General features: G+C 69.9%; 26 protein-coding genes. 16 read left to right on the top strand and 10 right to left on the bottom strand.

Annotated elements, in window-relative coordinates; genetic code table 11:
* The first annotated feature begins 38 nt into the window (after positions 1-38).
* Positions 39-1,151, top strand: coding sequence for a threonine aldolase family protein (locus IEZ13_RS28770; protein ID WP_183224132.1), 1,113 nt, complete (start codon positions 39-41; stop codon positions 1,149-1,151).
* On the opposite strand, the gene IEZ13_RS28765 is transcribed toward IEZ13_RS28770, so the two are convergent.
* Complete coding sequence (locus tag IEZ13_RS28765; RefSeq protein WP_183224134.1) at positions 1,130-1,300, bottom strand: hypothetical protein; 171 nt, start codon at positions 1,298-1,300, stop codon at positions 1,130-1,132. The two genes, IEZ13_RS28770 and IEZ13_RS28765, sit on opposite strands and share 22 nt — an antisense overlap.
* Before the next feature lie 233 nt (positions 1,301-1,533).
* Here IEZ13_RS28765 and IEZ13_RS28760 point away from each other — a divergent pair, with 233 nt between their 5' ends.
* Both IEZ13_RS28760 and IEZ13_RS28755 read left to right on the top strand, forming a co-directional pair.
* Positions 1,534-2,676, top strand: coding sequence for a Gfo/Idh/MocA family protein (locus IEZ13_RS28760; RefSeq protein WP_183224136.1), 1,143 nt, complete (start codon positions 1,534-1,536; stop codon positions 2,674-2,676).
* Positions 2,673-3,812, top strand: a complete 1,140-nt coding sequence (locus IEZ13_RS28755; protein WP_183224139.1) for a dihydrodipicolinate synthase family protein — start codon at positions 2,673-2,675, stop codon at positions 3,810-3,812. The genes IEZ13_RS28760 and IEZ13_RS28755 overlap by 4 nt, the downstream gene beginning before the upstream one ends.
* A gap of 37 nt (positions 3,813-3,849) precedes the next feature.
* Here IEZ13_RS28755 and IEZ13_RS28750 read toward each other — a convergent pair whose 3' ends face one another.
* Positions 3,850-4,830 (bottom strand): RNA-guided endonuclease InsQ/TnpB family protein, encoded by a 981-nt coding sequence (locus IEZ13_RS28750; RefSeq protein ID WP_203833923.1) that lies wholly within the window; start codon positions 4,828-4,830, stop codon positions 3,850-3,852.
* A gap of 114 nt (positions 4,831-4,944) precedes the next feature.
* On the opposite strand from IEZ13_RS28750, the gene IEZ13_RS28745 reads away from it, so the two are divergent.
* The gene (locus tag IEZ13_RS28745) at positions 4,945-5,736 is read left to right on the top strand and encodes a sugar phosphate isomerase/epimerase family protein (RefSeq protein ID WP_183224141.1); all 792 of its coding nucleotides are present in this window, start codon (positions 4,945-4,947) and stop codon (positions 5,734-5,736) included.
* 178 nt (positions 5,737-5,914) lie between these two features.
* Here the strand turns inward: IEZ13_RS28745 and IEZ13_RS28740 are convergent, their stop codons facing one another.
* Positions 5,915-6,241 (bottom strand): TfoX/Sxy family protein, encoded by a 327-nt coding sequence (locus tag IEZ13_RS28740; RefSeq protein ID WP_183224143.1) that lies wholly within the window; start codon positions 6,239-6,241, stop codon positions 5,915-5,917.
* Between the two features lie 133 nt (positions 6,242-6,374).
* Between IEZ13_RS28740 and IEZ13_RS28735 the strand changes: the two genes are divergently transcribed.
* From IEZ13_RS28735 to IEZ13_RS47980, 4 genes are all read left to right on the top strand, one after another.
* Positions 6,375-7,310: a phosphotransferase gene (locus IEZ13_RS28735; protein ID WP_183224145.1), complete on the top strand. Its 936-nt coding sequence runs from the start codon at positions 6,375-6,377 to the stop codon at positions 7,308-7,310.
* Between the two features lie 88 nt (positions 7,311-7,398).
* Entirely contained in the window at positions 7,399-8,814 is a 1,416-nt protein-coding gene (locus tag IEZ13_RS28730) for a calcium-binding protein (RefSeq protein ID WP_183224147.1), read from the top strand.
* 86 nt (positions 8,815-8,900) lie between these two features.
* Positions 8,901-9,662: a calcium-binding protein gene (locus tag IEZ13_RS28725; RefSeq protein WP_183224149.1), complete on the top strand. Its 762-nt coding sequence runs from the start codon at positions 8,901-8,903 to the stop codon at positions 9,660-9,662.
* Positions 9,663-9,692: 30 nt separating this feature from the next.
* Positions 9,693-10,103, top strand: coding sequence for a calcium-binding protein (locus IEZ13_RS47980; RefSeq protein WP_183224420.1), 411 nt, complete (start codon positions 9,693-9,695; stop codon positions 10,101-10,103).
* On the opposite strand, the gene IEZ13_RS28715 is transcribed toward IEZ13_RS47980, so the two are convergent.
* Positions 10,100-10,438: an ArsR/SmtB family transcription factor gene (locus IEZ13_RS28715; protein ID WP_183224422.1), complete on the bottom strand. Its 339-nt coding sequence runs from the start codon at positions 10,436-10,438 to the stop codon at positions 10,100-10,102. The genes IEZ13_RS47980 and IEZ13_RS28715 overlap by 4 nt on opposite strands.
* A gap of 287 nt (positions 10,439-10,725) precedes the next feature.
* On the opposite strand from IEZ13_RS28715, the gene IEZ13_RS28710 reads away from it, so the two are divergent.
* Positions 10,726-11,097 carry a hypothetical protein gene (locus IEZ13_RS28710; protein ID WP_183224151.1) on the top strand — a complete coding sequence of 124 codons (372 nt, stop codon included), beginning with the start codon at positions 10,726-10,728 and terminating at the stop codon, positions 11,095-11,097.
* A gap of 61 nt (positions 11,098-11,158) precedes the next feature.
* Entirely contained in the window at positions 11,159-11,878 is a 720-nt protein-coding gene (locus IEZ13_RS28705; RefSeq protein ID WP_183224153.1) for a YqjF family protein, read from the top strand.
* Positions 11,879-11,941: 63 nt separating this feature from the next.
* Here the strand turns inward: IEZ13_RS28705 and IEZ13_RS28700 are convergent, their stop codons facing one another.
* The 3 genes from IEZ13_RS28700 to IEZ13_RS28690 form a co-directional block, all read right to left on the bottom strand.
* The gene (locus tag IEZ13_RS28700) at positions 11,942-12,532 is read right to left on the bottom strand and encodes a biotin transporter BioY (RefSeq protein ID WP_183224424.1); all 591 of its coding nucleotides are present in this window, start codon (positions 12,530-12,532) and stop codon (positions 11,942-11,944) included.
* A gap of 159 nt (positions 12,533-12,691) precedes the next feature.
* Positions 12,692-14,650, bottom strand: a complete 1,959-nt coding sequence (locus IEZ13_RS28695) for a M4 family metallopeptidase (RefSeq protein WP_183224155.1) — start codon at positions 14,648-14,650, stop codon at positions 12,692-12,694.
* Between the two features lie 138 nt (positions 14,651-14,788).
* Positions 14,789-15,379: a DNA mismatch repair protein MutL gene (locus IEZ13_RS28690; protein ID WP_183224157.1), complete on the bottom strand. Its 591-nt coding sequence runs from the start codon at positions 15,377-15,379 to the stop codon at positions 14,789-14,791.
* A gap of 36 nt (positions 15,380-15,415) precedes the next feature.
* On the opposite strand from IEZ13_RS28690, the gene IEZ13_RS28685 reads away from it, so the two are divergent.
* The 5 genes from IEZ13_RS28685 (at position 15,416) to IEZ13_RS28665 (ending at position 20,148) form a co-directional block, all read left to right on the top strand.
* Entirely contained in the window at positions 15,416-16,102 is a 687-nt protein-coding gene (locus IEZ13_RS28685; RefSeq protein ID WP_183224159.1) for a response regulator transcription factor, read from the top strand.
* Entirely contained in the window at positions 16,099-17,403 is a 1,305-nt protein-coding gene (locus IEZ13_RS28680) for an ATP-binding protein (RefSeq protein WP_183224161.1), read from the top strand. The genes IEZ13_RS28685 and IEZ13_RS28680 overlap by 4 nt, the downstream gene beginning before the upstream one ends.
* Before the next feature lie 104 nt (positions 17,404-17,507).
* Positions 17,508-18,317: a lytic polysaccharide monooxygenase gene (locus tag IEZ13_RS28675; protein ID WP_183224162.1), complete on the top strand. Its 810-nt coding sequence runs from the start codon at positions 17,508-17,510 to the stop codon at positions 18,315-18,317.
* On the top strand, positions 18,314-18,931 hold the full coding sequence (locus IEZ13_RS28670) for a DUF305 domain-containing protein (RefSeq protein ID WP_229795139.1): 618 nt from the start codon (positions 18,314-18,316) through the stop codon (positions 18,929-18,931). Before IEZ13_RS28675 ends, IEZ13_RS28670 begins: the two co-directional genes overlap by 4 nt.
* A gap of 83 nt (positions 18,932-19,014) precedes the next feature.
* Complete coding sequence (locus IEZ13_RS28665) at positions 19,015-20,148, top strand: outer membrane protein assembly factor BamB family protein (RefSeq protein WP_183224164.1); 1,134 nt, start codon at positions 19,015-19,017, stop codon at positions 20,146-20,148.
* Here the strand turns inward: IEZ13_RS28665 and IEZ13_RS28660 are convergent.
* Positions 20,129-20,542, bottom strand: a complete 414-nt coding sequence (locus IEZ13_RS28660; RefSeq protein WP_183224166.1) for a hypothetical protein — start codon at positions 20,540-20,542, stop codon at positions 20,129-20,131. The two genes, IEZ13_RS28665 and IEZ13_RS28660, sit on opposite strands and share 20 nt — an antisense overlap.
* A gap of 190 nt (positions 20,543-20,732) precedes the next feature.
* Here IEZ13_RS28660 and IEZ13_RS28655 point away from each other — a divergent pair, with 190 nt between their 5' ends.
* On the top strand, positions 20,733-21,980 hold the full coding sequence (locus IEZ13_RS28655; protein ID WP_183224428.1) for an MFS transporter: 1,248 nt from the start codon (positions 20,733-20,735) through the stop codon (positions 21,978-21,980).
* A gap of 48 nt (positions 21,981-22,028) precedes the next feature.
* Here the strand turns inward: IEZ13_RS28655 and IEZ13_RS28650 are convergent, their stop codons facing one another.
* Together IEZ13_RS28650 and IEZ13_RS28645 are read right to left on the bottom strand one after the other, a co-directional pair.
* A complete protein-coding gene (locus IEZ13_RS28650) occupies positions 22,029-22,472 on the bottom strand; it encodes a hypothetical protein (RefSeq protein WP_183224167.1) in 444 nt (147 codons plus the stop codon).
* 81 nt (positions 22,473-22,553) lie between these two features.
* Positions 22,554-23,039, bottom strand: coding sequence for a very short patch repair endonuclease (locus tag IEZ13_RS28645; RefSeq protein ID WP_183224169.1), 486 nt, complete (start codon positions 23,037-23,039; stop codon positions 22,554-22,556).
* Between the last annotated feature and the right edge of the window lie 42 nt (positions 23,040-23,081).

Raw genomic sequence — 23,081 nt, 5'->3', positions numbered from 1 at the left:
GGGTCCGACAAAAACGCGCGGCATGCGATCATCCGCTGATGCCGGACTCCTTGATCCAGCGGCGCCAGACCGCCATGCGAGCCTGCGACCGCATCCTCTCCGGGGTCAGACCGCTGACCATGCGCGAGCACGTCGCCGCCCTGGAGACCGCCGCCGACCTGGACGGCCTGCCCGACTTCTACGGCGGCGGCCCGGTGACCGTGCTGGAGAAGCGGGTGGCCGCGCTGCTCGGCACGCAGGACGCCGTGCTCTTCCCGACCGGGACGATGGCCCAGCAGGTGGCGCTGCGCTACGGCGCCGAACGGCTCGGCGTCCCGGCCGCCGCCCTGCATCCGCTCGGCCACCAGGAGGTGCACGAGCGGCACGCGTACGCCGAGCTCACCGGCCTGCGCGGGATCCGCTCGACCACCGCGCCACGGAACCCGACCGCCGCCGAGATCGTCAGCCTGGCCGAGCCGGTCAGTACGGTCGTCATCGAGCTGCCGTTGCGCGACGCCGGTTTCGTGCTGCCCACCTGGCGGGAGCTGGTGGAGGCGACGAAGGCGGCCCGCGGCATCGGCGCCCGGGTGCACTTCGACGGCGCCCGGATCTGGGAGTCGGCCCCCTACCTGGGCCGGTCGATCCGGGAGATCGCGGCCCTGGCGGACAGCGTCTACGTGTCGTTCTACAAGACGCTCGGTGGGATGAGCGGCGCCGTCCTGGCCGGCACCGCCGACCTGACCGAGTACGCCCGAACCTGGCGGCACCGGTACGGCGGCCACCTCTTCCAGCAGTGGCCGGTCGCCCTGTCCGCGCTCGCCGGCCTGGACCGTGAGCTGCCCCGGATCCCCGAGTACGTGGCACACGCCCGGGTGATCGCCGGGGCACTGGCCACGCTGCCCGGAGCCCGGGTGCACCCGGAGCCGCCGCACACCCACCAGTTCCGGTTCTGGCTGCCCTATCCGGCGGCGGTCCTCAACGAGGCGATGTTGACGATGGCCGAGAAGGAGGGCGTCTGGTTCGCCGGTGGCTGGTCGGATGCGGACGTGCCCGGTTACGCGATGACCGAGGTCACGGCGGCCGGGCCGGCTCTGGAGTGGACGGCTGCGGAGGTCGGCGCGATCGGCGTACGCCTGCTTGATCTTTTGAATCAGGAGACGCAGCGCACGTGACCGGTCCTCGCCCGGCCGGAATCGGTGGAGCCGTCCAGACAGGTCAGCATCCAGCGTTCGCCTGACTCACCGGCGGCCCGGAACCAGCGGGCCGCCTGTTCGACCTGCCGCAGCTCCTCGATGCTGCCGGAGTCCTCACTCGTGCTCATGCGGCTTTGCCCTCGGGATTAGGTATCCCCACGTGTGGTGTCAAAGCATGTGAATCCCGTCGAGTGAAATTCGCCGAACCGTCATCCACCTGCCGTTTCTCGTGTGGCAACCGCCCGGTAGGGGCCCCTGCCGCCGATCCGGGTGATCAACTCGGACTTGTCGGAACGGCTTCGGCCGCCTACGCTGCCAGCAGCAGGAAAGCGCTTTCCTCATCACCGGCGGAGGGTTCCACATGGCAGCGCGCAGATCGATCGGCATCATCGTCAACGGGGTCACCGGGCGGATGGGCTACCGGCAACACCTGGTTCGTTCGCTTCTCGCCATCCGCGAGCAGGGTGGCGTGCCGCTGGCCGGTGGCGGGCACATCTGGCCCGAGCCGATCCTGGTCGGCCGCGACCCCGACAAGCTGGCCGCCATCGCCGCCCGGCACGGCCTCACCGAGTGGACCACCGACCTGGACGCGGCCCTCGCCCGCCCGGACGTGGAGATCTACTTCGACGCCCAGGTGACCGCCCAGCGGGAGAAGGCGATCCGTCAGGCCATCGCCGCCGGCAAGCACGTCTACACCGAGAAGCCGCTGGCCGAGAGCTCCGCCGCGTCGCTGGAGCTGGCCGAGCTGGCCGCCACCGCGAACATCAAGAACGGCGTCGTGCAGGACAAGCTGTTCCTGCCCGGCCTGCGCAAGCTCAAGCGCCTGATCGACGGCGGCTTCTTCGGCCGGATCCTGTCGGTGCGCGGCGAATTCGGCTACTGGGTCTTCGAGGGCGACTGGCAGGTGGCCCAGCGGCCGTCCTGGAACTACCGGCTCGCCGACGGCGGTGGCATCGTGATGGACATGTTCCCGCACTGGAACTACGTCCTCGAGGAGCTGTTCGGGAACGTCCGGGCGGTCCAGTGCACCACCGCGACCCACATCACCAAGCGGATCGACGAGCGCGGCGAGGAGTACGCGGCCGACGCCGACGACGCGGCGTACGCGATCTTCGAGCTGGAGGGCGGCATCATCGCCCAGCTCAACTCCTCGTGGACGGTCCGGGTCAACCGGGACGAGCTGGTCGAGTTCCAGGTCGACGGCACCCACGGCAGCGCGGTCGCCGGCCTGCGCGGCTGCAAGATCCAGCACCGGGCCACCACGCCGAAGCCGGTGTGGAACCCGGACCTGCCGCTGACCGGGAAGTCGTTCCGCGACGAGTGGACCGAGGTGCCGGACAACGAGGAGTTCGACAACGGCTTCAAGGTGCAGTGGGAGGCGTTCCTGCGGCACGTCGTCGCGGGCGAGACGTTCCACTGGGACTTCACCTCCGGCGCCCGCGGTGTCGCGCTGGCCGAGGCCGGCCTCCAGTCGGCCCGCGAGGGACGGCGGATCACGCTGTGAGCATCGTCAACCTTCCCGACGGGCGGCGGCTGACGCTCTCCACGAAGACCTGGGAGAAGCCGGCCGGTGCGCCGAGCAGCCGGATCGCGTACGCGGCCGCCCACGTCGTCGCGGATCCGCGCGCGGAGAACGCGCCCGGCGCCCCCGCGGTCCTGGACTGGGAGCGAACCCTGGCGTTTCGCCACCATCTCTGGTCGCACGGCCTCGGCGTCGCCGAGGCGATGGACACCGCACAGCGCGGCATGGGCCTCGACTACACCGCGACCAGGGAGCTGATCCGGCGCAGTGCCGCGGAGGCGGCCTCGGTCGGCGGCAAGATCGTCGCGGGGGTCGCGACCGATCAGCTGGCGCCGGGTCCGGCGTCTCTCGATCAAGTGCTTTCGGCGTACGAGGAACAGCTCGCCGACGTCCTCACCGCCGGCGCCGTACCGGTGCTGATGTGCAGCCGCCACATGGCCGCCACCGCCCAGGACGCCGATGACTACCTCACTATCTATCGCGAGCTATTGAACAGGTCGGGCAAACCGGTGGTCCTGCACTGGCTGGGCACGGCGTTCGACCCGGCGCTCGAGGGCTACTGGGGCTCGTCCGACGTGGACAAGGCCACCGAGACCGTGCTCGAGTTGATCAACAGCAACCCGGCGAAGGTCGACGGCATCAAGATCTCGCTGCTGGACGCCGACCACGAGATCGGGCTGCGCCGCCGCCTGCCCTCCGGGGTGCGCCTCTACACCGGCGACGACTTCAACTACCCGCAACTGATCCGCGGTGACGAGCAGGGCTGCTCGGACGCGCTCCTCGGCATCTTCGCGGCCATCGCACCGGCGGCCGCCGCGGCCTTCGCGGCCCTGGACCGGGGTGACCTGGAGGAGTACGACCGGATCTTCGCGCCCACCGTGCCGCTGTCCCGGCACATCTTCGAGAAGCCGACCTTCTACTACAAGACCGGCATCGTGTTCCTCGCCTGGCTGGCCGGCCACCAGGACCACTTCACCATGGTCGGCGGCCTCCAGTCCGGCCGCTCGGTGCCACACTTCGCCAAACTGATCGAGCTCGCCGACGCCGCCGGCCTGCTTCCCGACCCGGACCTGGCCGCACGCCGCGCCAACAGGTTCTTCGAGGTGACAGTGGGTTAACGACATCCCCACGGATGAATCCGGGGGATTTCCCAGCTCAGACCGCACCTGATCCGCCGTCCCGGAGGGAGGGGATTCGATGTCTGACGTCGTCGGCACTGGCACGGTCGCGTTCGGCCGTGGCGAGGATCGTCCTCGCGGCGTTGAGGTCGCGGTCTGCGGTGTAGCCGCAGACGGTGCACTCGAAGACTCGGACGCCCAGTCCGAGGCGGAGGTTGGTTCTCTCTCCGCACCCGGAGCAGGTCATGGTGGTGTAGGCGGGCGGCACCAGCACCACCTTTCGGCCCGCCCGCGTGCCACGCTCGATCAGTTCACGTTTCGCTGCGCCGATCGCGTTGTCGGCGGCCTTACGGGCCATCGTCGTCTTGGCGAGGAACCTCGGTTTGAAGTCCTCGACGGCGATCAGGTGGTGGTGCTCGACGACGGTCTTGGCCCAGACACGGGCGTCGTGGGTGTTCTGCCGGGCCGCCTTCTTCGTGATCCGGGCGGCCTGCCGTTTCGCCGTCTGGTAGCCCTTGGAGACCGGCCGGCCTTTCGGTCGGAGGCGGCGGGCCATCGTGCGTTGGGCCTTGGCCAGTTCGGCGGCACACCGTTTGCGGTGGCCCAGGTGGGGAAGGTCGAAGGCCGGGTTCGTGGTGGTGGCGGTGGTGGTCACGCCCCAGTCGACACCGATGCCCGGCAGGTTCGGATCTGGCACGGTGTCGGACTCGCGCTGGATGACGAAGGACGCGTACCAGTGCCCGAGATTGTCCTGGTAGACGCGGACGCTGGTCGGCTCGGACGGCAGCTCGCGGGACCAGGCGACCGGGATGGTCACGCCCTTCGGCAGGCAGAGTCGGCCGTTCTTGATCGAGAAGCCCCGGGTCGTGTACTCCAAGCTCGGCAGCGCCTTGTTCTTACGCTTGACTATCGGCCGGCCCCGGCCCCGGCCCTTGACCTTGAACGAGTGATCCAGGGCGCCACCGTAGGCGGCGCAACGCTGCGGAAGCGTGAAGAGGTATGTGGAGAACCAGCGCAACGCCTGACCAGACGCCTATCCGCCCCGACATCGGATGGGCTACCCCTGACCTGCTCCGCAGGGAATCCGTTTCCTCCCCACGGCTGAACCCGGGGTATCCACGGAAGGATCTCGATGAACCGTTTCTCCTTCAACCAGATCACCGCGAAGCACTGGGCGCTGACCGACCTGGTCAAGGGCTGTGTGGACGCGGGCGTCGACAAGGTCGCGCTGTGGCGTGAGCCGGTCGCCGAGTACGGCCTGGCGCGCTCCGCCGCCCTGGTCCGCGACGTCGGCCTGACCGTCACGACGCTCTGCCGCAGCGGCTTCTTCCAGCTCGACGGCTGGTTCGACGACAACCGCCGGGCCATCGACGAGACCGCTGCCCTTGGAGCGCCGGTCCTGGTCCTGGTCTCCGGCGGCCTGCCCGAGGGCTCGAAGGACATCGCCGGCGCCCGCGCGCACGTCGCCGACGCGATCGCCCAGCTCGTGCCGCACGCGGCCGCCGCCGGAGTCACCCTGGCGATCGAGCCGCTGCACCCGATGTACGCGGCCGACCGCTGCGTCATCAACACCTGGGACCAGGCCATGTCGATCGCCGAGCAGCACCCGGTCGGCCAGGTCGGCGTCACCGTCGACACCTACCACCTGTGGTGGGACGACACCGTGCTGCCGAAGATCGAGGCGGCCGGCGACCGGATCGCCATCTACCAGCTCGCCGACTGGATCACCCCGCTGCCCGCGGGCGTCCTGACCGGCCGCGGCCTGCCCGGCGACGGCTGCATCGACATGCGCGCCTTCCACGACGCCGTGGCCAAGGCGGGCTACACCGGCCCGATCGAGGTGGAGGTCATGAACGAGGAGCTGTGGCAGCGCCCCGGCCCCGACATCCTGGCCGCGACCATCGCCGGCTACCGGAGCATCTGACGCCCACCCTCGACCGTCCCGGCCCGTCCTGGACCGGGCTGCTTCACCGGCACGGAGTCGGCGCTCCCGCCGCCCGCGCTCACTGAACCACCGGTCCGCGGTCAACGACGCTCGCGGACCGGCTCAACCTTGTGCGGGATGAGCCGTCGTCGGGCCGCCCGCCGCTTCCCGTCCGGAGTCATTTCGGTGGCAGCGAACTCGCGAACGCCACGCCGGCCCGCAGCCAGCGCGCCAATGCGTCGTCGTCGAGGCGTTCGCCGTCGACGACGACCCAGTTCCTCATGGGCCGCCGGGTGATGTCGAAGACCCGGGTGCCCGGTTCGCTGAGAGCCGCCTCCGCCGCCTGCTCACCGAGCCGCACGATGAGGTCGTCGCCCATCACGCCCACGGCCATGTTGCCGTGCACCATGAAGATGAGCCCCCCGAACATCTTGCGATCATCGACCCCGTCGAGGTCCCCGAGCTCGTCCCGAATCCGATCCGCAAGCGCCTGATCAAAGGCCATACCCCAACCTATCGGCTCCCCGCCCGCCGTCGCTCGGTGCCGAGGCGGGTGATCTTGCTGGCTGGGTGGTAGTTGCCGCTGCCGGTTCGGTGGGTGATATTTCTATTCAAGATCGGTCAGGGGAGGGCGATACGTGGCGGGGATCGACACCCCGGCCGGCTACACCCGGTTGCAGCGGATGAGCACCGGCGCCGAGGCTGATCTCTACCAGGCCTGGGACGAACGGGCCGGCCGCCGGGTGGCGCTGAAGCTCTTCCACCGTTTCGTCCGGGGCCGCGCCGAGGAGTCCGCGTTCGCCGCGCATGTCGCCGCCTCGGTCGGCCTGGGCGTCACCGCCGCGATCGTCCCGGTCCGCTCCGGCGGGATCACCGCGACCGGACGGCCCTGGCTCGCGCTCGACCTGATCGACGGCCGCACCCTCGACGACGTGCTGCGCGACAGGCCTCCGTCGCCGGCCGAGGCCCTGCACCACGCGATCATCCTGGCCGACGCGCTGGCCCGTACGCACTCGATGCGCCCGCAGATGGTGCACGGCCGGATCCGCCCGGAGGCCGTCCTGATCGGCGCGTCCGGCGAACCGATGCTCACCGGCTTCGCGGCGCCGCTCGGGCGGACCATGCCGGCGCCCCGCGACGACGTGACGGCGCTCGGCGCGCTGCTCTTCCGGGTGCTGACCGGCGACGACTGGCCCGGTGACATCGACCGCGCCGACCGGATCATCTCGGCCTGGCCCGGTCTGTCGCGGCTCTTCGACGAGGTGCTCACGCCGGTTCCGGCGGTCGACAGCATGGCGGGCTTCGCGGTCCGGTTGCGCCAGGTCTGGCACGCCTCCGGCGCGACGATCCCGCTGCCCGCGTCGCCCGGCCGGGAGATCACCCCGACGTCACCGGTGGTCCTTCCGGCAACCCCTCCGGCGTACGTCTGGAAGCGCCGAATCGCAGCGATGACCCTGGTGGCGGCCCTGCCCGTGGCGATCGGCGCCTTACTGCTGTACGGGAAGCTGACCGACTCGTTGCGGCTCACCATGCCACCGACCGGGATCGCCGGGATCGTCGAGAGCAGCCACTGAAAACGGGGGCTGCGCGAAACATTCCTGACACTTACGATCTTGCTACCGCGCGGTAGTTGACCGCCGGAACCATGGGGGAGGATCCACAATGGTCCGTTCCGTCTGGCTGCCTCACATCGCCCTCACCGTTCTCACGACCGCATCCGCCGTGGCACTCGCGGCGCCCGCGCAGGCCGCCTCGGTCGGCGTGGCCTCGGTCGTGGAGACGACGAAGGTGCAGTTCAAGGCAGCCGCCAAGAAGAAGAACAGCGTCGTGCTGACCCGCTCGGGCAACACGATCACCATTGACGACCGGGTGGCGCTCAAGGCCGGCCCCGGCTGCAAACCGGTCAAGAACGACAAGACCAAGGTCCGCTGTACGACGGCCAAGGCGCCCACCCTGCTGCGCGTCTACCTGTACGACTATTCCGACGCGGTCTCCAACCGCACGAACATCCCGCTCAGCGCGAGCGGCGGCGCCGACCACGACACCCTCGTGGGCGGCTCCGCGGCCGACACCCTGTACGGCGACGCCGGCAACGACGCCCTGTACGGCGGCGCCGGCAACGACGGCATCTGGGGCCTCGACGGCGACGACCGGATCTCCGGCGGTGACGGCGACGACCGTCTGTACGGCTGGACCGGCGCCAACCAGGTGTCCGGCGGCAACGGCGACGACCACGTCGAGGTCTGGATCGGTGGCAGCCGGGTCTGGGGTGACGCCGGCAAGGACACCATCTACGGCAGCAACGAGGCCGACCGCATCTCCGGCGGCGCCGACTACGACCAGCTGTTCGGTCAGGGCGGCAACGACGTCATCGACGGCGGCGACACCCGCGACTACCTGCGCGGTGGCGAGGGCGCCGACTCGCTCTACGGCGCGGCCGGCGACGACGTGGTCTTCGGTGACGGCGGCAACGACATGGTCTCCGGCGGCGACGGCGACGACGAATTGCGCGGTGACTACGGCGACGACGTGCTCTACGGCGGCGACGGCATGGACCGGATGCAGGGCGACTGGGGCCGGGACCGGGTGTACGGCGGCGGCGACAACGACTTCATCGACGCCGGCACCCTGGCGGGCGAGGGTGAGAAGGAGGCCGAGGACGCCGACTACTACTCCGGTGGCGAGGGCGACCTCGACAGCGTCATGTACGACCGCTACCAGCACTCGGACGTGACCGCCGACGCGGACGGCGTCACCGGGGACGACGGCGCCGACGGCGAGGGAGACACCATCGCCACCGACGTCGAGACCCTCTGGGGCGGCGGGGGCGACGATCGGCTGACCGGCCGGGCCGGCGCTGACTCCCTGCACGGCGGCCCAGGAAACGACAGCATCCACGGTCTCGGCGGTGCCGACTTCCTCACCGGTGGCGACGGCGACGACTACCTCGACGGCGGCAACGACGGCGTGGAGGACCAGCTCGACGGCGGCGAGCACGTGACCGAGCCCTCCGGCGACAGCTGCGCCCAGTGGGAGTTCGACCGCCTCCAGCGCTGCGAGATCTTCGTCGTTCCCTGACCGGGCCTTGACGACCCGGGCCGGCCATTTATGATCTTGCTTCCCGTGTGGCGCATCGGCCGCCGGTTCTCAGGGGAGCATCCACTGTGTCCCGTCATATCTGGCTGTCCCGGGTCGGCATGACCCTTCTCGCAACGATCTCGGCAGGTGCGCTGGCCACGCCCGCAAAGGCCGCCACGACCGGCGTCGCGTCCGTCTACGCGACCACCAAGGTCCAGTTCAAGGCCGCCGCCGGTAGGACCAACCGGGTGGTGATCACCCGCTCCGGCAACACCGTCCTGATCGACGACGCGGTCGCGCTCAAGCCCGGCACCGGCTGCAAGGCCGTGAGTGGCGACAAGACCAAGGTCACCTGCAAGCTTCCGAAAACCCCCACCGCGCTGCGGGTCTACACCTACGGCGGCGCGGACACGGTCACCAACCGCACCGCCATCCCGCTGACCGCGGACGGCGGGGCCGGCAACGACGTGCTTACCGGCGGGTCGGCCGCCGACGTGCTGAACGGCGGAACCGGCAACGACAGGATCTACGGCGTGGCCGGAGACGACACGCTCGACGGCGGCAGCGGCAACGACGTCATCTCCGGTGGCGCCGGGTATGACCTGCTCCGTGGCCAGACCGGCAACGACTTCATCGACGGCGGCACCCACGCGGACGTGGTCGAGGCCGGCGCGGGCGCGGACACGGTGCTGGGTGGCACCGGCCACGACTATCTTTCCGGTGAGGCTGGCCCGGATCGGATCGACGGTGGGCCCGGCAACGACAGCATGGCCGGTGACGACCCGCTGAGCCACGCGGTGTCGCCCGACGTTCTCATCGGCAACACCGGACTCGACCTGGTCGACTAATACAACTATTTCGATGCGGTCCGTGTCGACCTGGGTGGGCCGGCGAAGAACGACGGCCGGGCGGGTGAGGGTGACACCGTCGGCGATGACGTCGAGTGGATCTGGAGTGGCAGCGGCAACGACGTCCTGATCGGCAACGGCGCGGCCAACTACATCCGGGGTGGCGACGGCGACGACGAGATCCGGGGTGGTGGGGGCTACGACGACATCTCCGGAGGGTGGGGAGACGACGTCGTCTACGGCGGCGACGCCCGCGACTTCATCCACGACACCGCGGGGGCCGACACCTTCTTCGGTGAGGGTGGTGACGATCTGCTCCGCGCGGACACCGGCGACTTCGAAGACGATGCGGACCGCCTCGACGGTGGCGAGAACGCCACGGCGGCCGGTGACGAGTGCGACTACGCCGCGCCGGACGTGGTGGTGAACTGCGAGCGTTAGCTCGTCGAGCCCTGGGCGCGGAGCTCCACCAGGAGGCCGTCGCGATCGGTGAGGACCGCGCCCAGGATGCGCCGGCCCGCGGCGAGCAGGTCGGCGACGTCCGGGGTGCTGAGCATGTACATGACCAGGGCCCCGTCACGGAACGATGTCACGATGCCGGCCCGGCGCAAGACCGCGAGCTGCTGGGAGAGGTTCGACGCCTCCACGTCGATCTCGGCCAGCAGGTCGCGGACCGGTTTCGGGCCGTCCTGGAGGAGTTCCAGCACCCGGATCCGGACCGGGTGGCCGAGAGTCCGGAACATCTCGGCCTTCGCCTGGTACAGCGGCACTGACACCATGCGTCCCCTCCGCCTAGACCCCGGCTCTACCGACGCCCAACTTCGGAGAATCGGGCGCGGTTACGGCGTACCCCCAAGGGTTTTCGATCCGTGAGCGTGACCACGACGGACCGCAACGTGAAGTCATGAGCAGTTTCTGACTTGAAGAAAACCGCAACTCGGCCGCCGTTCACCTGAAAGATCTCATGACCGGATGCGGCCGAGGCGCACATCGTGTGCGACCGGTTACCGCCGGTGTCCATCACGCTCAGGCCCAGACCCGAGGAAGTGGGAGGACACCCGAGATGCCGGACATGGACGTAGCCCTCAAGGACGCGATGCAGATCGACGGCGCCATCGGCGTCGCCCTCGTCGACCGATCCAGCGGTATGGCGCTGGGCATCGCCGGCGGGAGCAGGGACTTCGATCTCCAGGTGGCGTCGGCCGCGAACACCGAGGTGGTACGGGCGAAGCTGCGCACCATGGAGATGCTGAGCCTGCACGAGAAGATCGAGGACATCCTGATTTCGCTGGACACCCAGTACCACCTGATCCGCCCGTTGACCGGCCGTTCCGGGCAGGGCCTGTTCCTCTACCTGGCGCTGAACAAGGATCGTGCCAACCTGGCCCTGGCCCGGCACCAGTTGCGGCGGATCGAGGAGGCTCTGGACATCTGAGCGTTTTCCCGGTCCGATTCTTGCGGTGGACCGGGACACTCGAGGCGGGAGGTGGTCGATCGTGCTCGCCCCGCCGATGACCGAGGTCCGCACCGCCATGATGATCCAGTGGTGGCGCCGGATGACGTTTCTGCACTGGCGTTACCCGGCCGAGGTGGTGAGCCCGCTGCTCCCGGCCGGGCTCACGCCGGACGCCGAGGACGGCCTGGTCTGGGTGGGCATGCTCCCGTTCCTGATGGACGAGATCCGCCCACCCTGGCTGCCCGCCCTGCCCTGGCTCTCCACTTTCCCGGAGACCAACCTGCGCACGTACGTACGCGGTCCGGACGGCGGCGCCGGGATCTACTTCTTCTCGCTCGATGCCGCCCGGCTGCCGGCCGTGGTGACCGCCCGGGCCGGCCTCAACCTACCGTACCGGTGGTCCCGGATGACACTATGCACGGACGGTGACGTGACCGTGTATCGCGGCAGCCGTCGCTACGAGCCGCGCGGTGCCGGATACCGGCTACGGGTCCGGTCCGGAGAACGGTTCCCGGACGCCGAGCTGGGCCGGATCGACCATTTCCTGACCACCCAGTACCGCCTCTACACCGTGGTCGCCGGCCGCCTGACCAGCGTCGATGTGTGGCATCCGCCATGGGTGCTGCACCGGGCGCGGGTGCTCGACCTGGAACAGGACCTGACCACGGCGGCCGGTCTGCCGATGCCGCAGGGCGCCCCGCTGGTGCATTCGTCGCCCGGTGTGCGAACCCGGATCGGGCTACCCAGGGTGATCCGCTGACCGGATTCGCACATCTGTTCGAGTTATCCACAGGCTGTGTGCACAGCCTGTGTGTATCGCTTGTCAGTAGCGATCGCCGGTGTCGACGTGCCGGTGGATCAGCGCCCAGACACCCGGCAGCAGAGCCGCCGCCAGTGCCATCTTCAGCACGTCACCCAGCAGGTACGGGGTGAGGCCCAGGCTCAGCGCGGTGGTCAGGCCGATGCCCGTGGAGAACGCCAGCCACGGCACCCCGACCAGGTAGATCAGCGCGTTGCCGGCGGCCATCAGCCCGATCGTGTGGACCGGGCGGCGGTCCCCGCCGAGGGCCGCGAGCTGGCCGGCCAGGGCGGCCGCCAGGACGAACCCGATCAGGTAGCCGGCGGTGGCCGAGGGCCAGCCGGAGGCGCCGTCCGCGAACCACGGGACGCCCAGGGCGCCGGCCACCACGTACAGCAGCATGCCGGCGGCGCCGCGGGTCGCGCCCAGGGTGGCGCCCGCGAGCAGGACGGCGAAGGTCTGCCCGGTGATCGGGACCGGGGAACCGGGAACCGGGAGGGAGATCTGCGCGGCCAGGCCGACCGCGGCGGCCGCTCCGACGGTGAGTGCCACGTCCCGGACCAGCGAACGGCCCCACACGTCGGCCAGGACCCCGGTGGGACGCCCGGCCGCCATTCCATACACGCTGTAAGTCACCGGGGGCCCTCCTGTCCGTACATCTAGGAGGCACCTTATGGCCCTCCCGGCCCGAGCGGCAGATCTGAGTGACGAACGTGATCAGCTGGTGATCGTTTCCGCCGGCGCCGCGGGTGCGGCGCCGGCGGAACGGGGCTCTCAGAGTGTGAGAGTCCAGGTGTTGATGTAACCGGTGTCCGACGAGTACACGTCCTGCGCCTTGAGACGCCAGGTGCCGTTCGCCGCCTCGCCCGACAGGTTCGCGGTGTAGGTGGCGCTGATGTTGTCGGTGCTGTCGGAGCTGGACGTCGCCTTCAGGGCGTAGGTGGAGCCGTCCGGCGCGACCAGGTCGAGCTTCACGTCACCCCGGTACGTGTGGACGACGTTCACCGCGATCGTCGAGGTGGACGACGCGTTGCGGGCGCAGCCGCTGATCGCGATGTCGCTGTAGACCGCCGAACCGGCGTCCGGGATCGAGACATCGGTGGCGTTGGTTCCGGTGCAGCTCGCCGGCGCGGTCGTCGGCGAGGTGGTGGGCGACGTGGTGGGCGTGCCGGTGGTGCAGGTCGGGTCGGCGGTCTGCGCCGGCACGCTGACCGCGTCCCAGGCGGCCTTGGTCTTGTTGAACAGGCCACAGGTGCTGTCCAGGGCCTTGGCCGAGGTCAGCGTCCAGGTGCGGTACTTCAGGTACGACGAGCTGGAGGTCTTCATCAGCATCGCGTTGTAGAAGATCTTGGTGGCGGTCTGGATGCCGACGCCGGTCAGGGCGCCGGAGCCGCTGCACCGGGTGCTGGCCGGCTGCCCGTTGGTCGGGTTGGTGCCCTCGGCGAGCAGGTAGAACCAGTGGTTGCCGGGACCGGCCGCGGCGTGCACCTCCTGGCTCGGGGTGCTGCTGGAGTAGCAGTTGTCGTCACCGGCGAGCGACGGGTTGTACATGTACCGGATCGGGCCGCTGCCGACCAGGTTGACCTCCTCACCGACCTGGTAGTCGGCCGGGTCGTTGGCGTTGGCGGCGTAGGCCTCGGTGGCCGCGCCGAAGACGTCGCCGACGAACTCCTGCGTGCCGTTGCCGGAGATGCCGCCCGGGGTGTTGTCGTCGATGCCGTGACCGATCTCGTGACCCACCACGTCGAGCGACGAGATCCACTGGCCGGCGCTGTTCTTGCCGATCTGGACCTGGGTGCCGTCGTAGTAGGCGTTCGTCTCGTTCAGGCCGACACGGATCGGCCAGGCGCCGCCGCTGCTGGTGAAGCCGGTGCGGCCCAGCCAGCTGGAGAGCATCGCCTTCTGCTTCTGCGCCGCGTAGAACGCGTCCACGCAGCCGGTCTCCTTGTTGCTGCCGGTGCCGTTGCCCCACACGTTGTCGGTGCCGCTGAACACCGTGTTGGTCGACGAGTCCTGGCAGGTCAGCGTGGTCAGCGACGGGTCACGCAGGCTGTAGGTCGAACCGGACAGCGTGGTGTCCAGGGTGACCGAGCCGGTGATCCAGCCGGTCCCGGTGCCGCTCACCCCGGTGACGTGCTCGTGGGTGCGCAGGACCGCGCCGGAGTTCGCGTCCACGTCCACGGTGAGGCGGCTGACACCCAGCTCGCCGTGATCGTCGACCCGGGTGCCGTTGATGGTGGACTCCCAGGCCAGCGCCGGGGCGCCGGTGGTGTGGACCACGACCAGGCGGGTGCTCTCGACGTTCGCCACCGTCTTGAGCTCGCCCTTGGCGACGGCCACCGACTCGGCCGGGGAGAGCTTCGGGGTGACCGAGAGCTCACCGATCGGCCGGGTCTGTGCGACCGACGTGTACTTCGTCTGCCCGGCCGCGTCGGTGACCACGACGAAGTCACCGCCGATGACCGGCAGTCCCTTGTAGGTGCGGTCGAAGGGCACGTATTGCAGATTGTCCGTGGTGATCACCTGGTGCTGCACGAACGCCTCATCCGCGCTGGCCTGCAGCACTGATGGGCGATCGGCGACGAGGGCCGACGCGGTGCCCGCCGCCCGGGCCGCGACGGCGGCCGGATCGGTGGGCGGCAGGGCGGTCGCCGGTCCGGCAACCGCCACCATCGCGGACGCCGCCGCGGTGGCGGCGGTCAACGCGATGACGACGGGGGTACGGTGTTTCACGCCTTCTCCTCTCCCGCCCGGGGGATGGCGGGCGGGCCTCGACCGTCCCGGGGGAGGGACGGCGGGTCACACCGAGGTGACTTGAGGTGAGACGTTAGATATCGACCGGCGTCAGCGAATCGGGGAAAACCCTTGCGGTCACTCGCCTACTTCGCTGACCTCGACGAAGGGCGCGCCGTTGAACCACTGCGCGTGAACGATGAAGCTGTGGTTCGTCTCGTTGAAGTAGACCGCCAGGTTGACGTCGGAGCCGGTCTTCTCCACCCGGTAACCGTCCGCCGGAGTAGCGGTGACCAGGGAGACGATGCCCTCGCTGGTCATCTTGATGACCGCCGTGCCGCCCTCGGTGGTGAAGGACCGGACGTAGGTTTTGATGCCGTCACTCGTGGTGACGGTCCACCCGTCCTCGGTGGTGGTCGCCGGCTTCGTCGTGGCGGCCGGCGTGGTCGTGGCGCCGGTGGGCCGGGCCGACGAGGGCCGGGTCCGGCCGGGCTTCGCGGACGTGGTGGGCCGGGTGGTCCGGGCCGGTGCGGTCGTCTCGGCCGGCGGTGGCGCGTCGCTGGTCTCGGAGACCGCGGCGGGCGCCGGAAGCTGATCGATGTCCGGCAGCGCCCCGTTGTCGGCGCGGGCCGCGGTCAGCACCGGGGACAGCGCCACCGAGCCGAGCACGATGCTGGTGGCGGTGGCCAGGCACCAACCCGCTATCGGCACCCACCTGGAAGATCGCACGCGGCCATCTTCTCACCCGGTCTTATGGTTGTCGCCATGGCGATGATCCTGTTGGTCGAGGACGACCGCATCATCACGGCCGCGCTGACCCGTGCGCTGACCGAGGCCGGGCATGTGGTGCGCCCGGTCGGTCAGGCTGCCCAGGCGCTGAAGATCGTCACCCAGGAGCGGCCGGACCTGGTGATTCTCGACCTTGGACTGCCCGACATCGACGGCACCGACGCGCTGCGGATGATGCGGACCGTGTCCGACGTACCGGTGATCGTCGCCACTGCCCGGCGGTCGGAGGCGGACATCATCGCGCTCCTCTCGGCCGGCGCCGACGACTACGTGACCAAGCCGTTCTCCGGCGGGCACATCCTGGCCCGCATCTCGGCGGTGCTGCGCCGCGCCCGGACCACCATCGAGCAGCAGCCCAACACCATCACCGTGGGTGAACTGGTGATCAAGCCGAGGCAGCGCCGGGTGGAGTTGCGTGGCGAGCCGTTGCAGCTGACCCGGCGCGAGTTCGACGTTCTCGCGTATCTTGCCGAGCGGGTCGGCCAGGTGATCAGCCGGCGCGAGCTGATGAACCAGGTGTGGCAGCAGGCCCGGATCGGCGAGGAGCAGACCATCGACGTCCACATCTCGTGGCTGCGCCGCAAACTCGGCGAGACCGCCGCGAGACCGCGTTTCCTGCACACCGTCCGAGGGGTGGGCGTCATGATGGTCGATCCGCAATGAGATGGGCGCTCAACCGGCTGGCGCTGGCCATCACCTCGATGGTGGCCCTGGCCTTCCTGGTGCCGCTCGCGGTCGCCACCCGGCAGATCGCGTATGACCGGGCCATCTCGGACGCGCGGCAGCAGGCCACCTCGATGGTCACCGTGCTCGGTGTCGACAGCGACCTGGTGTCCCTCACCAACGCGGTGGCCAGCACCGCCGCGGGCAGCGCCGGGAACCTGGCGGTCCACCTGCCCGGCATCGAGCCGATCGGCGCCAGCCACCTCAGCGACACCACCGTGCAGCGGGCCGCGCAGGAGCGCCGGGCCGCCACCGCGGACAGTGCCGGCGGCGTCGCCTACCTCCAGCCGACCGTGCTGACCGACGGCCGGACCGTGGTCGTCGAGGTGTTCATCCCCGAGGCGGACACCCGGCGTGGCGTCGGCACGGCCTGGCTCTACCTGGGCGCGCTCGCCGTCGTCCTGGTCGGCGGCTCGATCCTCTTCGCCGACCGGCTCGGCAGCCAGCTGGTCCGGGCCACCCGCGGGCTCGCGGCGGCCAGCCGCCGCCTCGGCGGCGGCGAACTCAACGAGCGGATCACCCCGATCGGCCCCAGCGAGCTGCGCGACGCCGCCACCGCCTTCAACGGCATGGCCGACGATCTGCGGCGCCTGCTCGACCGGGAGCGCGAGCTCGCCGCGGACCTTTCACACCGATTGCGTACGCCCCTGACGGGTCTCCGTCTCGACGTGGAGGCGATGCCACCCGGCCCGATCGCGGAGCGGATGCGGCAGGCGTGCGACCTGCTCGACGAGGAGCTGGAGGCGATCATCACCGGCGCCCGGTTGGGCAGCATCGAGAAGCGCGGCTCCCAGCAGTGCGACCTGGTCGAGGTGCTCGCCGACCGGCTGGCCTTCTGGTCGGTGCTGGCCGAGGACCAGGAGCGCCCGTGGGAGGTGGTCGGCGGCAACGAGCCGGTGATGATCCCGATGCCGGCCGGCGATGTGATCCTGGTGGTGGACGCGCTGCTCGGCAACGTCTTCTCGCACACCCCGGACGGCACCGCGTTCCGGGTCAGCGTCTCGGCCAGCGGGCTGCTCGTCGACGACGCCGGCCCCGGCATCCCGGACCCGGAGACCGCCGTGCAGCGTGGCGTGAGCGGCGCCGGCTCCACGGGTCTGGGCCTGGACATCGTGCGCCGGACCGCGGAGACGGTCCGTGGGCAATTGGTCATCGACCGTAGCCCGCTGGGTGGCGCGCGCATCGGATTCCTCCTCCACGCACCCGTTCTTGAGCCCGCTGACCAGCGCAGACGTCGGTAGGTCAGGCTTTTAAAGGGGTTTGACGGTTCCGTTAAGGCTCCGTTATGGCAGCCGCTCCTAATGTTCGTCCGGTAACTGCCGGGCCGAACCGATGGAGAGCTGACATGCGCAGGAAGATCGCCTACCCGCTGGCCACCCTCGGGATGGTCGCCTCCACCCTGGCGGTCGCGTCGTCGCCCGCCCTGGCGCACGGCTACGTCTCCTCGCCCCCGAGCCGGCAGGCGCTCTGCGCGGCTGGCACGGTCGCGAACTGTGGCGCCATCCAGTTCGAGCCGCAGAGCGTGGAGGCCCCGAAGGGGTCCAAGCAGTGCAACGGCGGAAACGCCAACTTCACGGTCCTGAACGACGAGTCCAGGAACTGGCCGGCCACCACCGTCGGTAAGTCGGCGACGTTCAACTGGGTGCTGACCGCCCGGCACCGGACCGCCACCTGGGTGTACTACGTGGACGGCGCCGCGGTCGCCACGTTCAACGACAACAACGCCATCCCCTCGGCCACCGTCTCGCACACCGTCGACCTGAGCCGGTTCTCGGGCCGGAAGACGGTCCTCGCGGTGTGGAACATCGGGGACACCGTCAACGCCTTCTACAACTGCGTGGACGTCAACATCGGCGGTTCCGGCTCGACGACGCCGACCACGGCGCCGACCACGGCCGCGCCGACCACCGCTCCCACCACGGCGCCCACCACCGCCCCGACCAAGCCGACGGCGACCGCGACGGCGACGGCCACGACCGCCCCGACCCGTACGACGGCTCCGGCCAACGGGACCGCTTGGGCGCCGGGCGTGTCGTACCGGACCGGTGACGTGGTGAGCTACGAGGGAGTCTCCTACCAGTGCCGCCAAGGGCACACGTCGATCCGCAGCTGGGAGCCCGGCATCTGGACGCTCGCCCTCTGGCTGCCGCTGTGAAGGCCCGTCACGTAGCCGCCCTGGTCGTCGCGGCCGCGCCGTTCCTGCTCGGGGCGTGCGGCACCGCGGTCGACAAGAAGGAGGCCGCGCCGGCCGCCACGACCCAGGCGCAGAACGTCAAGAACGTCTCCGAGATCACCGCCGGGTCGACCTTCAACGACACCGACGTGATGTTCCTCCAGATGCTGATCGACAACCAGCAGCAGGGGCAGCAGATGGCGCAGATCGCCGCCAAGCGGGCCGGCCGCCCCGAGGTCGTCGAGCTGGCCAAGGCCGTACAGGTCACCCAGGCCGACGAGATCAAGATGATGACGAACTGGCTCACCGAGTGGGGCAAGCCCGCCACCCTCGACGAGCGGACCAGCCTGCACGCCGATCACGGTGGTCTGCCGGCCACCAGCGAGAAGGAGATCGCGGCGCTGAAGACGATGAAGAAGGCGCAGTTCGAGACCGCCTTCCTCAACCTCTTCCTGGGTCATCAGCACAACGCCGTCGAGTTCGCCCAGCTCGAACTCTCCAAGGGCGGCAACGAGCAGGCCAAGGCCTTCGCCGAGCGGGTCAAGCAGTCCCGCAGCGACCAGGTCCAGCAGATGCTCAAGCTGCTCGCCGGCTGAATCCGGGGGATCAGAATGGGGCGGCCCACCCGGGTCGTCCCATTCTTGCTCTTTGGGCAGGTTAGTCCGCATACCTTATGTGCATGCTTGCCTGGTTCCTCTCCGTCACCCTCGCCGCCGGCGCGGCCGTGAGCCCAGCCGCCGCGGCCGCCGCGCCGGCCTGGGACCACCCCGGCTACGACGCCGAGAACAGCTACTACAACCCGGCGGAAGACGTGATCAACGTCGGCAGCATCCGCCGGGTCGGCAAGAAGTGGCAGGTCAGGCTCCGGTCCAGCGACACCAGCTGCTCCGGCTACTCGGCCCCGCTGCTGTCCGGAGGGCGCGTCGTCACCAGCGACCAGCTCGGCGTCTCGGCCTACGCGGCGGACACCGGGCGGCTGCTGTGGCGTTACGACTGGGACGACCCCGGCGACAACGGGACACCACGGCTGGGCATCGCCGACGGGCTCGTCATCCTCGCCAACAACGGCTGCAACTCACAGAGCGACCCGGACGGGCAGCTCATCGCCCTCGATTTGCGCACCGGGCTGCCCCGCTGGCGCCAGGGCATGGACATCCCGGTGAACGACACCGCCGTCGACAAGGGCGTCATCGTGGTGTCCGGTGGATCGCCCTCGGACGAGGACCAGGTCATGGCGTTCGCGGCCCGGGACGGGCGGACCCTCTGGACCAGGGCGAAACACCTGTCCTCCGGGGTGTCCGCGAACGGGACGATCCTGCTGCGCCGGACCGACGGCAGCGAGGCCGCCGAGGGCGAGAGCGCCGCCGTGGACATCGTCAGCGGGCGGGTGCGATGGACCCACAAAGCCGACTGGACCGCCGAGGCCGCCGACCCGGACGGCGCCCGGTTCTACGTCCGGGACAAGCAGGACGAACGGCTCAGCGCCGTCCGGGTCGCCGACGGGCAGCCCGCGTGGACGGCGCCGCCGCTGCCCTCGTCCATGATCGCGATCGACGGCAACCGGCTCTACCGGGTGTTCGACCAGGGCATCGAGGCGCTCCGGGTGACCGACGGCAAACGGCTCTGGAGCGTACCGGCGGCCGCCGACATGGCTCAGCCGGTCCGGGCCGGCGGGCTGCTCTACAGCGCCGGGCAGGTGCGGAAGGCCGCCGACGGGACGGTGGCCGGCCCCGCCTACGACGGAGCGGTCATCGTCGCCGGCGGGCGGATCCATCAGGTGCTCGACGGGACGCTCAGCGCCTACGCCCCCTGAGCCGCCGATGCCGGAGGTGCAGCGAGAGGAACCCGACCAGGACCGACGCCGACGCCAGCGAGATGAAGATCATCAGCGCGCCGACCGCCCACAGGCCGCTCTCGTCCTCGGAGGCCGTCACGCTGAACGCCGCGGTGAACGCCAGCGTCATGGCGGCCGCCGCGGACAGCGGCAGCACACCCAGCTGCACGGCGCCGAACATGATCACGATCAGGGTCAGGACGCAGCCCGCCACCTGCCACGCCTGGTACGGGCCACTGCCGTCGGCCTGGTACTCGTGGTCCCAGCCCAGCCAGCCGAACCAGGTGAGCGCGGAGAGGACGGCCACGGCCAGGGCGCCGGTCGTCTGGAAGATGGAGCGAGCCCTGGTGGACTGCGCGGGAACCTCGGTCATGGCACGGAGCGTAATCCGGGTGCTTTCCGCGTACCGGGAAAGGTCTTCCTGAGGACCGCAACCATGCAGGTTGCGTTTGCGGTGTTCCGGAGGCTCAAGCCGAAGCGGAACGCGAGGCCGGCCCGAAGAAGGGGGTGGCGCCGAGAGACGGCGCCACCTTCCTTCCGGGGGTGCCGCCGCCTTGGCTCCGATGTTCGCGCCGCTCCGAGAGCGCAACTACCGCCTGTGGGCGACCGCCGACCTGGTCTCGGTCAGCGGCACGTGGATGCAGGTGCTGGCGCTGAACTGGCTGATCCTGACGGCGACCGGCTCGGCCACCGCGATGGGCGCGGTCGTCATGCTGCAATCGCTGCCGGTGCTGCTGCTCGGCAGCTGGGGCGGCGCGCTCGCCGACCGCCTCCCGGCCCGGCCGCTGCTGATCACCTTCCAGACGCTCCGCGCGCTGCTCGCCCTCGCCCTGGTGCTTCCCTCCCTCCTCCCGGCCGGCCTCACCAGCGGAAACTGGCTGATCTACGGCGTCGCGCTGGCCTCCGGCGTGATCGGCGCCTTCGAAGGCCCGGTGCTCGGCCGCTTCGGCTCGGCGCTCGTGCCCAAGGACGTCCTCGCCTCCGCCCTGGCGCTCGGCTCGGTCCTCAGCTCGGCCGGCCGCATCGGCGGCATGGCCCTCGGCGGCGTGCTGATCGGCATCACCGGTCCGTCCGCCCTGTTCCTGATCAACGCCGTCTCGTACCTCGGCGTGATCCTCGCCCTGCTCGCCATGCGCCTCGGCGACATGCGCACCCTCGCCTCCGCCCCCACCGGCCAGGGCGGCGTGCTGGCCGGTTTCCGCTACCTCCTCGGCCAGCCGGTCATCCTGATCGTCCTGGCGCTGTCGTTCGTGCTCGGCTCCCTCGGCCGTAACTACCAGGTCTCGATGGCCGCCATGGTCTCCGGCCCGCTGGGCGGTTCGTCCGGATCGTACGGTCTGCTGTCGACGGTCTTCGCGGTCGGCGCGGTCGCCGGCGGCCTCCTGCTGGCCGGCAGCGGCCGCTCCACCCTGCGCGTCCTGCTCGGCACCGGCTTCCTGATCAGCGCCCTGCAATTCTGCTCAGGACTGGCCCCGAACATCCTCGGCTTCGCCGCCCTGATCCTGCCCATCGCCGCCGGCGCCGTCATCTTCGACACCGTCGTCTCCACCCGCGTCCAGCTCGACACCCGCGAGGAGATGCGCGGCCGCGTCCTGGCGACCGTCGGCATCGTCTCGTCCCTCTCCGGCATCGTCGGCGCCCCCGCCATCGGCTGGCTCTGCGACTCGATGGGCCCCCGCGGCGCCCTCCTCCTGGCCGGCGCGGTCACCACGGCCGCGGCGGTGGCGGGTGGGGTTGCGCTGGTGCGCTTGAAGGGGCGGTCGCTCAGCCTGGCATTCCTGCTGGGTCGCCCGGCCGAACAGCCCGCCTGACGCCCCCGACGATGCCGCCCCGCCACCCCGGCTGGGCGGCATCGCCTGTCAGGCGTAGCGGCTCGAGGAGCGAATCATGCGTGGTTCGAGTGATTCGAGGACGTACTGTCCCGGGCTGAGATCATCGCGATGCACGTTCGAGGAGATCATCCATCCGTGGATCTCGCGCAGCTCACGCAGCCTTCGGGTCGTGTCCCGCACCCCGGAGACTCCGCAAAGCTGGTCGTTGGTGACGACCTCACCGACGTGGTCTTTAAGGTAGCGAAGGATTCGGGACTGCGCTGATGTGAGGCCGAAATGGCTGTTTATCGCATTGGCCGCCTCATCCATGGCCGCCATCCGCGTACCAAGCGCGGCCGCTGCGTTCTGCCAGGTCTCCAGCGTCAGACTTCCCGATTCGAGCGTCGCGATGTGTTGAGAGAGGCCGCGGATCGCTTGGTCCAGGAGTCGTAGTTGATCGGCGAGATCGGCGGTTCCGGGATGCTTGGTCACGCGGCTAGCCTGCCCCGGGTGGTCAGCGCCATGCAATGGGTCCGGTTCACTGAGTCTCGACCGGTGTCGCATTCAGGACCTCTATTCGAGTTCGGGGTCATCCGAAACCGCGTCCATGCCCTCAGCGCTATGGAAGTGGGGGCCGGCATGGCGCATCCGGTTGACCGCTTCCACGATCGTCTCAGCCGCTTGATCGGTCGCTTCGTGTTCCCAGATGCGGACGACGGTCCAGCCTGCATCCGCGAGCCGCGTATTGGTGTCGATGTCTCGGCTGCGGTTGGCGGCGACCTTGTCGGCCCAGAATGCGGCGTTCGTCTTGGCGACGGTGTGGTGCTCGGGGCATCCGTGCCAGAAGCAGCCGTCCAGGAACACCGCCAACCTGATACGCGGAAACAGTAGGTCGGCGGTGCGGCGGACCGCTTTGATCGGTCGCCGGTTCACGTAGTAGCGGAGGCCACGAGCGTGCACGGCGCGGCGCAGCGCGAGTTCAGGCTTGGTGTCGCGTCCGGTGTTCGCCTGCATCGACTTCCGGACACCCGCGGATGACGCCCAAGATTTGTCGGACATGCGTTCTATCTCACCCGCGTGGCGGTCTTGCCTCGAGACCAG

This window comes from Actinoplanes campanulatus, assembly GCF_014647795.1.
GTDB classification, from domain to species: Bacteria; Actinomycetota; Actinomycetes; order Mycobacteriales; family Micromonosporaceae; genus Actinoplanes; species Actinoplanes campanulatus.
This window is presented reverse-complemented; position numbering and strand designations above follow the sequence as displayed.